Source organism: Streptomyces sp. NPDC020597 (genome assembly GCF_044335095.1).
Lineage (GTDB): Bacteria > Actinomycetota > Actinomycetes > Streptomycetales > Streptomycetaceae > Streptomyces.
On record NZ_JBIRUL010000020.1, the window covers coordinates 143,909 to 156,585 of the forward strand.

Below are 12,677 nucleotides of genomic sequence, written 5' to 3' on the forward strand. Positions count from 1 at the left end.
GCAGGCGGTCCGACACCGCACCGGCGGGCCGTGACGGCCGGCCGGCGACGGTGAACCGGTCAGATGACGGGCGACGGCTCGGCCCGCTCCCTCGTCTCGTCCCGTATCTCGCCGTCGCGCAGTTCCAGCACGCGGTCGGCCAGGTCGAGCAGGGTCGCGTCATGGGTGGCCACCAGGGCGGTGACGTTCTCGCTGCGCACCACCGCCCTCAGCAGTTGCATCACCGCATGGCCGGTCTCCGCGTCCAGCTGACCGGTGGGCTCGTCCGCGACCAGCAGCGAGGGGTTGTTGGCCAGCGCCCGGGCGATGGCGACCCGCTGCTGCTGGCCGCCGGAGAGCTCGCCGGGCCGCTGGGCCGCGTGATCGGCGAGGCCCACCAGGGAGAGCAGCAGCTCGACCCGCTCCTCGCGCTCCCGCACGTCGGCCCGGCGCATCCGCATCGGCACGCCCACGTTCTCCGCGGCCGTCAGGATCGGGATCAGGCCGAAGGACTGGAAGACGAAGCCGATCCGGTCCCGGCGCAGCGCCAGCAGGCCGTCCTCGCCGAGCTCCGACAGGTCGAGGCCGTCCACGGTGACCCGCCCCCGGTCCGGTGTGTCGAGCCCTCCGACGATGTTCAGCAGCGTGGTCTTCCCGGAGCCCGATCGCCCCTTCAGCGCGACGATCTCACCGCGCGGGATGTCGAAGGACACCCCGCGCAGGGCGTGGACGGCGGCGGCTCCCTGGCCGTACGACTTGTGGACGTTCTCGACGCGCACCATGGCCCCGGTGACGACCTGGCTCATCTGCTCTCCCTTGATCCCCTGTGGGCAGGGCGTCAGTATCGCGGCCGTGCGCCCGGCGCTCAATGCTTCTCCGGCTCTCCGGCTCTCCGGGGACGACGGCGGTGCGTCAGCCGTGACCTGCGGTCGCATGTCCCGCACATGATCCCGGTCAGTGCTCGCAGAGCGAGAATTCCCGTTCGTAGAGCTGCTCGTTGTGTTCGTCGACGAAGAACTTGCGTTCCTGCATGAGCTGTTCGCGGAACTCCTCGGCCTGTGCGAGCGTCATGGTCGAGGTGTCCGACCACGGTTGCTGCGGCGGCACGTCGGACGTCGAGACGATGGTCTGTGACGGGTCGACGAGGAAGAACGCGAGAATCTTGCGGTGCCCCGGCCGGGTGGCGTCCGTGAGGCGGAACGAGCCGACACGGTGTTGCAGGGTGTTCGGGAACGCCAGGCACCGGCCCGCCGGGGTCGAAGCCGATCCCAGCAACTGGTTCAGCGCGTCCTCGTTCTCCAGGCCGAACACCTCACGCAGGCCGTTGTCGTCGTTCTGCTCGTAGTGCGGATCGTCGAGAGCCGCCCGGAAACTCAGCCGGCTGTCGGTGATGTTCTCACTGTCCCAGTAGTAGATGCCGGTCGAGACGATCCGCTCGTTCATCATCCCCTCGACGTGCCAGGAGCCGCCCGGGTACTCGGGCTTGTCCGGGGTGAGGTGAATGGTGGCGAGCTTGACGATGACCTGGAGACGCCGGCCGCGCAGGTCGACCCGTTCGGATGCGTCGGGCGACTCGGGCGGGGTGAACGTCGGTGCGTCCGGGACGACCGGGCGGCGGTTCTCCCACCATTCCTCGTGGGCCTCTTCCCATGCCTGCCGGGCGTCCGCGTACGAACCGGCGTCGGGGTAGGCCGACTTGTCCGGGTATTCCGGCTCCGAGTCGTACCACCCGTAGGGATCGACCTCGATCCGCAGGGGCCGTGGATGACGCAGATCGGTGAGCACGTTCTCGAACAGGGGGCGCAGGCGTGCGAACACGTCCGGCAGGACGGCGGCCAGTTCGCCGTGGGACTCGGGACGGACGTTGTTGACGTAGGAACGGAAGGTGACGTCGCCGTCGTCACTGACGTCCACGTCCGTCGGCAGCCACTGGAACCTCTCCGAGAACTCGTACTTCGAGTAGCTGTTCGTCGGGTTCTGCCAAGCCCACTCCGGCGCCCCGCTCACGTCTCTCACCAGACAGAACATCGAGGGATGCACCAGATCCAGTACCTGACCGTCGGACCCGGGATGCCAGTCCTGTTCGGCTTCGGGGACCTGCTCCAGAACCCGCACGGCCTCGCGCAGGCGGGACCTGAGCCCGTCGTCGACGAGAGCGTCCGACTGCCACACGCCGTCCACGGCGGACACCTCCACGCCGGTTCGGCCGTCGCGCAGTGCGGCGTAGTGCCGGAGTTCGGCGAGCACGTAGTGCACCTGCGCTTCGGTGAGGCCCTGGTCGACCGCTTCCCGGGTCCATCTGGCGACGATGTCGGCGTCGTTCATCTTGAGGAACCATTGCGGCTTGGCCCGGATGAGCGAGCTGCACTGCATCATCTGGACTTCCCGGAGTGTGCGGGGTTTCGCGAGCGCCATGGAGCCGGAAGCGTGGAAGGGCAGGGGGAAAGCGGACAGGCCTGACAACTCTCGTGATCCTCCGGGTCGGTGGGCAGTGGCGGGAAGGATACTTCAGCCGACCGACAACGCGGCCGTGGCTCCGGTTCCGCTGGCCCGGGCGCGGACGGCGAAGCGCCCGGGACCGTCGGTCCGACGGTCCCGGGCGTCTGGCGGCGGTGTCAGCGGGAGATGCCGCCCCGCCGGCCGGCGATCGCGCGCGCCACCCCGGCGCCGACGCGGCTCACCTCATCGCACCTCCTTCGCGTACGGCGCCACCACGATCCGGTCGATCAGCGGCGCGTACCGGGAGCGGAGCAGCACACCGGGGAAGGTGTCCGAGGCGTAGGTGACGCCGTCGAAGTTCGGCAGTTCCTCTGAGCGGAAGGTGAGTGTGTTCCGGCCCTTGTCGAGCCGGACGGGGACGGTCAGCTCCCAGAAGTCGTTCTGGTGGAAGGTGTGCGGGAAGAAGACCCGCCGGGTCTCGCCGCCGTTGACGGTGAGGTCGGCGTGGCGGGTGAGCGGGTCCGGGTTGTAGTGCGTGGCCGGTGACTGCTCGGGGTTGGAGTAGCGGATGCGCAGTGCGTGCAGGCCGGGCTTGTCCGCGGTGACGGTGAACGTGGCGGTGTTGCCGTTGCCGGGGTCGCCGCCGACGCCGCTGATCGCGCTGCCGCCGGTGGCCAGGGAGAGCGGGCTGAGGGTGGCCGAGCCGGACAGCCGGGCGTCCTGGGCCTCGTACGTGCGCGTCCTGAGGACGCCCTCGGTCGGGGTGACCGTGAGGCGGTCGACCAGGGTGACGCCCGAACCGCCCGTCACCGTCACCTTGTTGACGCCACCGGAGAGGGAGACGGCGACCCTGCGTGCGCGCTCGTCCAGGCGCAGCACGTCGTGCCCGTTGACGGAGACACGGGCGTCCGTGCCGCCGAGGGCGCCGATCTCGAGGGTCGCCTCACGGTCGGCGGGGGAGTAGACCCAGAACGTGGCGGTTCCCTTCTTCGGGATCCGGGCGGCGCCCGAGCCGGTGACCGCCCGCTCGGGCAGGTCGTAGACGGGGCGCGAACCGCCGCCGAGCCAGGCCAGTTCGCCCTCGTACACCTGCGTGCCGGCGGAGGCGTCCGGCAGGGACAGGGTCAGCCGGTCCACGATGGCGTCGCCCTTGGTGGCGCGCCTGCCGTCGAGGCTCTTCGCGGCGAGGGTCACGACGTGCTTGCCCTTGGTCAACCTGACCTTGGTGTCGCTGTGGTCCCACACCACCCACTTGTAGCCGAGCGGCAGGTACAGCTCCTGCTCGCTGTCCGCCGTGCCGTCCACCCGCAGGAACACGTTGGTGGGGCCCTGCTCCTGGATCCTGTCGTAGGTGTTGAGGGAGTTGGCGAAGACGCTCAGGTCGTAGGCGCCGTCTTCGGGCACGTCCACGGAGAAGTCGAGTGCGACGTCCGAGCCGGTGCGCAGGCCGCCCACGTCGTAGCCGCCGGACGTGTAGAACTTCGACACGTTGCTCGTCGAGCCCTCGGGGCCGTTCTTCGAGTAGCCGGAGCCGGTGTGGGCGGCGTCCTCGGCCTCGTACGAGCCCTGCCAGCGCACGGGCGCGGACTGCACGGCCCTCGCCTTTCCGGCCGGGCTGAGGACGATCTCGTACGCCGAGGACTCCTTGAGCGGCGGCAGTGTGCCGTCGCCGAAGTCGGCGGACACGGCGCCGTCGGCGCCGACCTTCAGGTTCGTCTCCGCGAGCAGTTTCGGACCGGGGCTGTCGCCGATCTGGCCGCTCCACTCGATTTCGCGGATCCAGGCGTGGACGCTCTTGCCGAAGACCTTCGTCGGGATGCCTGCGAAGGTGATGTGGCCCTTGCCGGCGGAGCCGCCGAAGAGCAGCCGGGCCTGCTTCTTCTTCTCGTCGAGGGTGGCGACGCCCTGCATGGTGTAGTTCCGGCCGGGGAAGGGCGGCGCGACCGTGACGGTGTGGCCGCTCATCGAGGCGTAGGAATGCAGCAGCCACCACTGGCCGTTGCCGCGGTTGGACTGGACGGCCGAGTCGGAGAGGTTGCCGTCGATGTTCCAGTACGCGATGTCGGCGTCCACCTTGGACTCCTCGATCGCGGACACCCACTGGATCATCTGACCGGGGACGGACGTGTGGTAGTTGAAGGCGTACTCGTTGATGTTGACGGGCAGCCGGGTGCCTTCCCGGCCGGTTCCCTCGAACAGGTCCTTCTCCCAGGCCCGGTAGGTGGTGACGCTGGCGCGTACGGCCTCCGGATGGCTCAGCTCGTGCCAGGTGATCACGTCCGGGAGGGTGCCGGCGGCGAGGGTGTGCGTGAGGAAGCCCTTCACCTGGTCGTACAGGATGCTGGTGTTGGGGCCGGCGATGCGGGCGTCGGGCATCCTGCCCTTGATGAGCCTGTAGGCGGAGTCCCACGCGGCGAAAAAGGCGGCGGGGGAGTCCAACCAGCTGACCTTGTCGTAGCTCCACTCGCCGGTGCCGAACATGTTGCCCTCGGGCTCGTTGAACGGCACGAAGACGACGTTGTCCTGGTACCGCTTCGGCAGGCGCAGCACCTGGTCGACCTGCTTGGCGATCTTCTCCTCGTACAGCTCGACCTTCTCCGCGGGCGTCTCGCCCGGCCACTCGTACGGGAACCCGCGATGGATGTCGGTCATGTAGATGTACACGTCGCCGTCGGTGGAGTCGGCCAGCGGCCCGACCACCTCCAGGGCGTCGGCACCGGGATGCTGGGGGCCGTCCTGCGCCTTGGTGGAGACGGTGCGCAGGCCCATGCCTTCGATGAGGTTGTTGGTGGGGACGTCCGGTCCGTACACGCCGTAGAGGGTGCCGGAGGCGCCGCCGTGGAAGGCTCCGGTGTCCGAGGCGAGGTCGACGGTGAGTTCACCTTCGCGGACCACGGTGACGGTGGCTGTGACCCGGCGCCCGGCCGCCGTGCCTGCCGTCGTGAACGTGCCGGGCCGGGCATACGCGCCCGGCGGCACGGCGTCCCAGACGATCGGCGTGTCGCGGTCGTAGCCGTCGGAATAGGTGGAGCGGACCGCGGGAGGGAGGGCCGGGGCCGTCCCCGTGGTGGTCCGGACGTCGAAGGACGTCTTCGACAGCGCCTGCAGCGTGGGGACTTCGCCCACCACACCCGCCACCTGCTCGGCGCTGAGCGCCGAGTGCCACACCGTGAAGTCGTCGATCGCGCCCTTGAGGAGCGGATCCGGGTAGAAGGACTTTCCGATGTAGCCGGCGGCCGTGGCCGAACCGTCCAGCAGGTCCTTGGCCTTGACGGACGTCGGGGAGGAGGAGACCGCGACGCCGTCGAGGTACGTGGTGACCTTTCCGGCCGTGGTGTCGAGGGTGACCGTGACCGTGCGCCAGGCGTCGGCGGGGAGCGCCGCGTACCCGGAGACCTGGGACTCCGCACCGCCTCCGCCGGTGGTCACGGCGGTGCGCAGCACCCCGCCGTTGTTCGACGGGGTGGTGAAGAGGTATGTCGTCGTGCCGGTGCCCAGGTCGAAGATCCGCTGCCAGGACGATGTGTCGTTGCCCCACTTCACGCGGGCGGACACCGTCAGGTCGGTCGCGTCGCCGAGCACTTCGCGCGGCAGGCGCACGTAGGCGCCGTCGGAGACGGGCGCCCCGCCGGGCAGGGCGAGCGCCCGGCCGCCGGCGGCTCCTTCGACGACCCGTGCGGTGGCTCCGTTGACCAGGCTGGCCGTCAGACCGTTGCCGGAACTGTCGGCGATCTTTCCGGAGGCGAGGTCGTCCTCGTCGAACGTGTAGCGGGCCGTGGGGTGGGGCGTCTCGGCAGCCTGTGCGGACACGGCCGGTGCGGCCAGCAGGCCCGCGCCGAGGGCCAGGGCCGCGGCGGCGGACGCCCGGCGGCGGCCCGGACTGTCGGCGGATGACGCGGATGACGCGGATGACATGGACTGGGTCCTCAATCCTGTGGGTTGCGGTCCCGGTCGGCCCGGGGCCGGCCCGGGGCCGGCCCGTGGCGGCCGGCGCATGCCGGGCCGCTGAACCGGACCCGGGTGGCACGCGACATCGAATCGGTTCGATGTCGCGGCTCCCGGAGGGCGGGGGCCTGCCGAGGGCGGGCCGGTGCCGGGCATGGCGGCAGGTCGTGGGGGGTGGACTCGGGTCGTCGGAAGGATCACTCCATCGAATCGGTTCGCAGGAAGCTAACACCGGGGAAATCACGCAGCAATACCCCTGACGCGACGAGAGCCGGCGAGGGGGACGGATCGTGCGGATTGTCCTGCCGCGGGCCGAGACGTTCTGTATCCGGTTGCGCGACCGTGCGTCGGGACGACGTCGAACCGGTTCGAGCCAGAGCCCGCTGCGACCGCCTGGCGCGTCTGCCCGCACAACGACGCGCGACGTGGATCGGCCAGTACCTGACGGCCGTCGAACACGGCAGCCGACCGCCCGCCGTCCCCGACCTCAACCCCAGTGGAGTAGGACTACCGTGCCCCGTCTACCGCACCCGCCGCCGTGACTCCGAGCCGTGCCCGGACTGCGCCGGCCCTGGCTGCTCGCCGTCTCCGGCGTCTGCGCGGCAGCCGCCCGGCTCGCCGCGCAGACGCCGAGCCGCCCGGCTCGCCGCGCGGCCGGGGCAGCGGACTCCCTTCCGTTCCTGCTCCTGGCACGGGTGCTGCCGCTGCTGTGGGTGGCGGCCACTGCTCAATGTGCTCGAGAACCTGCTGGACGGCGGAGCCCAGTGCGTGTGGGGAGCGGCGTCCGGCCTGCTGAGCGCCCTGCTCGTGCTGCGCCGGAACTCCTTCAACGATCTGAGGTCCCGATGATCAGCACCACCTCTGCGACACCGCGATCGTGCTCCGCGCGTCCCGCAAGGTCTTCGCCGGACCCCCGCGGGAACTGGAACTGGCGGGCGGGTACGCCGCGGTGGTCGCGAGCGCCGTCCCCTGACCAGACCAGACCAGACCAGACCCCACCCCACCTGACCCGGCACTGACGTCGACGGGCGCTCGCCCGCTCCGCATCGCTCCGGCTGCGGGGCGGGCGAGCGGCCGTCTCCGGGCTGTCGCTGCCGGAGTTCCGCCGGGCGCCGGCGCGGTCAATCTGCCGGGGGAGACGGCGGGCCAGGAGGAGACGGGTCGGGGTGGGCGAGGATCGCCCGGCGGGTGCGCAGAGCGGCGGCCAGAAGGTTCTCGTCCAGTCTCATCTCGGCGTCACGGGTGGAGTCGTTGACGGGGATGCGGGTACGCCTGTCGATCAGGGCCGTCACGGCGGGCAGCGCGAGGCGTGCGTGGCCGCCCATCCGGGCGAGACCCGCGAGGTAGTACTCGCCGAACGCGTAGTCGGCCAGGTGCGGTGTCATGAGGGCGAGCAGCCGGGACAGTGCGGAAGGGCCGGCGTGTCGGAGCCACAGCGGGGCGCACTCCGCCTGTGAGCGGCCGGGACGACAGAACGTCAGGTTGTAGAGCTGGGCCGCCTGCCGGAAGGTCAAGGGGCCTGCGTCCAGCAGGGCGTCGAAGACCTCGGAGGCGTGTGCGAGTCGGGTGACGCCCACGGGCCTGTCGGCGAGGAGCTCGGCGGCGGACGTGCTGTCGTGCGCCGTCGCGTTGGACGGGGCCCGGCGGGTCCTCCTGGGCGAAGTGACACCGGCTACGGCCGGGAGGGCGCCGTGAATCCGCGTCGCCGCCTCGGAGATCGAAGCCGTCGTGAGGGCCCTGTCGAGAGCCGGGGTGGCCCTTCGGCTGTGGTGTCGGACGAGCAACGGCAGCAGCTCGACCGGGGCGGCCCGCCAGTCGTGGCACGCCTCGCGGGCCAGGTCGGCGCCGATGTCCCGGGTGCCGGGGTCGGCGAGGAGGCGGACCACGAGGGCGTACGTGTCGTGCTCGCGCCCGAGTCCGTACAGGGTCTCGCCCCAGAGGCTCCCGACGTCCTCGAGGTGCCGGGCGGCTTCCCGGACGTCCTCGAGGAGTGCGTCGTCCAGGGATCGCCATCGCCGGGGTGGCGCTGCCCGCAGCGTCTCCAGGTGGGCGAGGAAGCGGACCGACGCGAGGCCGTCGCCGGTCAGGCGGGCGGCGCCCGGGCCGAGCGCCCTGGCCAGGCCGGTGCGCACGACGGGATCGGCGAGTTCGCCGAGGACCGCGAGAACCAGATCGGGTCGGCCGCGGTGGCCGACGAGGCACGCGGCTCGGCGCCGCACCTCTTCGTCGGGGTCGGCGAGCCGGGCCGCGGCGGCGTCTACCGCTTCTGGCCAGGGCAGTTCGCGGGCCATGCTGTGGAGGAGACCCAGGGCCTCCCGGCGTACGACGGGGGAGTCGGCGTGGGCGAGCCGGAGCAGCCGGGTGGCGACGCGGCCGGTGCGGTCGGCGCGTACCGCCGCGAAGAGCGCGATACGAGAAGGATGGGCGGGTGTCGCGGCGGTGCCGTCGGCCACGGCCTCGTCCGGCCATGTCATCGGCCGGGGCGGCAGCCGCCCTTCCGTGCTTGAGCTTCGATCATGGTCCCGATCATCCCACACCACACGCCAGTTCGGTCAGGGCTTTCGCAGCCCGGGCATCCGCCCGGCGGCGCGGTCGGCCGGCCTGCGCGGGGTGGCCCGGCGCCGTCCCGCCCCGCGCCGGGACTCGCGCAGACCCGCCTTGACCGGCGGGTTCGGGTGGCGGGAGTGACCTCACTGATCAACGGGGGCGGGAAGCATGACACACGAGGAATACGCCGCCCGCTGCGACGAGCTCTTCGCGGTGAACGCGTTCACGAAGGTCCGGAAGCTGGCCGAATCCGCTGTGGCGGAACTCGGACCCGACCCGGTGCTCTACCGGTGGCTCGCTCTCGCACACGCGGCGGAGGACGAGGACGACCACGACGCGGAGGCGGAGCGGGCCTACGAGGCCGGACTCGCACAATGGCCCGACGATCTCGGCCCCGCTGCGCCTGTTGGTCCGCCACCGGGTGACCGCGTACGCCGCCACGCTCGTGCTGGTCTTCACCACCAACAAGGCGCCGGTGCTGAGCGGGACCGTTTCCTGCAGCGTGTGGGGCTGGCTCTGGTGCGTGCCCCTGCTGCTGGCCGACGTGAGACTCAGGCAGGCCCGGAGGCTGGCCCGGGAGCGGGTGGTCGGCGCGATCGAGGCGCGGCATGCCGGGAGCGTCGCCCGGGGCTGAGGCGTGTTTCGACAGTCGGCGGCGTCTTCCCGAGGGGCAAGCCGCCCGGCGGACGGGACGTTCGAAACACGCCTCAGTGACCCTGTCGAGTACCGGTCGTCAGTCACGGGGCACTGGGCACAGGGTGCACTGGGCCGCCGGGCGGTTCGTCGGGATCGTCAGACGGGGACGATCTGCCACTGCTCCTCAGGCGCGCGGTTGTACGTGAACTGGTTGATGTTGGCCCCGTCGGCGGTCGAGCCCGCGTCGACGTTGAGGGACAGTCCGCTGAACCGGTTGGTCAGGTAGTAGTAGCCGTCGCCGGTCGGCGTGATCGCCCAGTGCTGCTGGGGAACGTTGCTGTCCGCGTAGATGGAGACGTTCCCGCCGTTCGACCGCGAGAGTTCGGCCACCTCCATCAGCTTGCCGCTGTTCACGTTCTTGATCTCGTAGTAGCCGTCGCCCGTGGAGGCGAAGGTCCACTTCTGGGCGGTGTTGTTCAGCCACGGCCACTGCTGGATGTTGGTGCCGTTGGCGGTGCCGAAGTTGTACACGTCGACGACCTTGCCGCTCTTGCGGTTGACGATGCGGTAGACCGTGTTCCCGGCCGGGAGGACATTCGACAGCAGGGCTGGCTTGGCCGTCCGTCCGCCGATCCTGACGCCGCCCACGTTGGCGTAGCCGCCGGTGGCCGCGTTGGCCTGGATCCGTACGAAACCCACGTTCCGGGCGGGCCATTCGGTCACCTTGGTGGCGTGGTCGCCGGCCCATGTGCCGGTGGCGACCTGGGTGAAGTTCGTGCCGTCGGTGCTGGTGGAGATGGTGTAGGAGGTGATGTCGCCGTCGGTGGTGTTGTTGCGGTTCCACTGCTTGGGCAGGTATTCCAGGGTCGATACATCGCTCCACACCCCGCCCAGGTCGATCGTGAGGGAGTGGGGCAGGGCAGGGGTCAGTCCCCACGTCGACCAACAGGTCTCGTAGCCCCTGTCGCTCAGCCCGTCGATGGCGTTGAGTGGTCCTTCGCCGCTGTGGAATCCGGTCGCGTAGGCGCTGACGGGCGTCACGGGGTGCTCGGCGCGCAGCATCTGCGTCGGCAGGGGCGGGCGGGAGGTGTTCGGGCTCCAGGCCGCCCCCACTTCGGCGAGCCGGTTGACGATGTTGGTGTCCAGCTTGCCGTTGCGGTTGGGCGGGCAGTTGAGGATGAACGAGGTGTACTTCGGTTCCAGGTCTGCCAGGTGCGACAGGATCGCGTCCTTGCTCATCAGGCCCTGGGTCGGCGTGGACGGATGCCAGAACCATCCGTTGCTGATCGTCTGGCCCTGCGTGGCGGCGTAGGTGTTCCCGGCCGGCGCCGCGATGCCCAGAGGCTCCTCGAAGTAGATCGCGTCACCGAGGAACGGCACTGACAGTCCACCGTGGTCGAGCATGACGATGTCCGGCTGGAGTGACTTCACGTGCTCGCGGATCCGCTGGTAGGAGACGGCCTGCTGGCCCATCTGCCACCCGTAGCCGTCGGTGACGAACATGTCGATGGTGCCGTAGTTGGTGAGCAGCTCCGTGATCTGACCGAGGATGAAGGTCATGTCGCCGGGCTGGATGGCGTCGGTGACGTCGAGACCCGGCACCCTGTGCCGGCTCTCCCAGGCCTCGACGCCGAAGGTGCGGTCCCATATCGAGTAATAGAGCCCGATCTTCAGCCCCTTGGCCCGGAAGGCGTCGCAATACGCCTTCACCACGTCCCCCTTGTAGGAGCTGTTCGCGACGTTCTGGGTGCCGTATGCGCTCGGCCACAGGGCGAAGCCGTCATGATGCTTGGTCGTCAGGATGCCGTAGCTCATCTTCGCCGCCGCCGCGGCATCGGCCCACTGGGCACAGTCCACGGCTGTGGGCGCGAACAGGGCGGGGTTCTGGTTGGGGGCGGCCCACTCCTCGTTGGTGAACGTGCCCAGGTTGAAGTGGTTGAACATGCCGAACCGCATGTTCACGAGCTTTTCCAGGTTGGTCTGCGGGTCCGCGGCGGCAGCCTCGGCCAGCAAAGGCGACAACGCGGGGATCACGGGCAGGGCTGTCGAGGCCACGGCGGCGCCGACGGCGCCCAGCAGCGTTCGGCGTGACATTTTTCCTGACGGCATGGCTCTACTCCCGTTTTCAGGCGGCTCGGATGTGCGGGGTGAGGCGGTCGGAACAGCAGCCCGAGGGATTCGGAAGCAGGCCGTCGAGTGCTTGCAGGGGCCTGCAAGTGGGCCTTCCCTCCGGGCCGAGGCGTCGGGTGATACGCATGAAGTTCGACCATGCGACCCGTCCGTGTCAACGGGTGTGAAGGGATGAACCGGCTTCAATGAGAGGGTGAATGACCGTATATGAGAAGAATACTGCGAGACATCCCCTGTCAGACATCGCATGTCTGGGGTCTCCGTGCGGTCGGAGGGCGGACGACGGTCGTGGCCCGAAACGGCGTCGACCGGGTGCTGGACGCGGCGGGTTCCGGCGGGTCGCGGTCTGCTGCTGTCGGAGGTATTGACGCGTTCCGTTTCCCGCCTCTAACGTCTGCTCGATCTTACGAACATAGTTCGATATATCGGACAGTTTGATCTCGGGTGACGGAACTTCCCCCTGCCCCCGTTCCGGGAGTCCGTTCGCCCGGCGGTGGCTTTCCAGAACGACAGGAGACGTGGATGTCCGCGCTTCGCGCAAGGCTGTCGGCGATATTGCTCGCCGCGTGCCTGCTCCTCACATCCCAAGCCGTGCTCACACCCCAGCAGGCGGCCGCCGCCGACCCCGGCTACCTGATGGTGCACTTCACCGGTGAGGGGGCCACCAACCAGCAGATGTACCTCTCGCACAGCACGGACGGCCTGCACTGGAACGACCTCAACGGCGGCGCCATGGTGCTGCGCTCCACGATCGGCACCAAGGGCGTGCGCGACCCCGCACTCGTGCGCTCCCCCGACGGCAGCAAGTACTGGATCATCGCGACCGACCTGTGCTGGGGCTGCGGTTCGACCGTGGACGGCTCCATCAACAACGGCAGCCGCAACCTGGTGGTGTGGGAGTCGACGGACCTCGTCTCCTGGTCGGATCCGTGGCTGCTCAACGTCGCCGGCGCGATCCCCGACGGCCGCAACGCCTGGGCCCCCGAGGCGATCTGGGACCC

The 12,677-nt window shown here is 69.9% G+C and carries 6 protein-coding genes and 1 pseudogene; 2 read left to right on the forward strand and 5 right to left on the reverse strand.

Features of this window, described 5'->3' with window-relative positions; translation table 11 throughout:
- Positions 1-59: 59 nt before the first annotated feature.
- The 4 genes from ACH4ZA_RS28950 to ACH4ZA_RS28965 form a co-directional block, all read right to left on the reverse strand.
- Positions 60-785 (reverse strand): ABC transporter ATP-binding protein, encoded by a 726-nt coding sequence (locus ACH4ZA_RS28950; protein WP_398432317.1) that lies wholly within the window; start codon positions 783-785, stop codon positions 60-62.
- A gap of 148 nt (positions 786-933) precedes the next feature.
- Complete coding sequence (locus ACH4ZA_RS28955; protein WP_398432319.1) at positions 934-2,442, reverse strand: DUF4246 domain-containing protein; 1,509 nt, start codon at positions 2,440-2,442, stop codon at positions 934-936.
- A gap of 219 nt (positions 2,443-2,661) precedes the next feature.
- A complete protein-coding gene (locus tag ACH4ZA_RS28960) occupies positions 2,662-6,333 on the reverse strand; it encodes a LamG-like jellyroll fold domain-containing protein (RefSeq protein ID WP_398432320.1) in 3,672 nt (1,223 codons plus the stop codon).
- Between the two features lie 1,151 nt (positions 6,334-7,484).
- The gene (locus tag ACH4ZA_RS28965) at positions 7,485-8,816 is read right to left on the reverse strand and encodes a hypothetical protein (protein WP_398432321.1); all 1,332 of its coding nucleotides are present in this window, start codon (positions 8,814-8,816) and stop codon (positions 7,485-7,487) included.
- 515 nt (positions 8,817-9,331) lie between these two features.
- Here ACH4ZA_RS28965 and ACH4ZA_RS28970 point away from each other — a divergent pair.
- Positions 9,332-9,544 (forward strand): hypothetical protein, encoded by a 213-nt coding sequence (locus tag ACH4ZA_RS28970; protein ID WP_398432322.1) that lies wholly within the window; start codon positions 9,332-9,334, stop codon positions 9,542-9,544.
- Between the two features lie 158 nt (positions 9,545-9,702).
- On the opposite strand, the gene ACH4ZA_RS28975 is transcribed toward ACH4ZA_RS28970, so the two are convergent.
- Positions 9,703-11,640, reverse strand: coding sequence for an RICIN domain-containing protein (locus tag ACH4ZA_RS28975; protein ID WP_398432323.1), 1,938 nt, complete (start codon positions 11,638-11,640; stop codon positions 9,703-9,705).
- 558 nt (positions 11,641-12,198) lie between these two features.
- Between ACH4ZA_RS28975 and ACH4ZA_RS28980 the strand changes: the two are divergent.
- Positions 12,199-12,677: pseudogene (locus tag ACH4ZA_RS28980) on the forward strand (1,4-beta-xylanase); the annotation flags it as partial.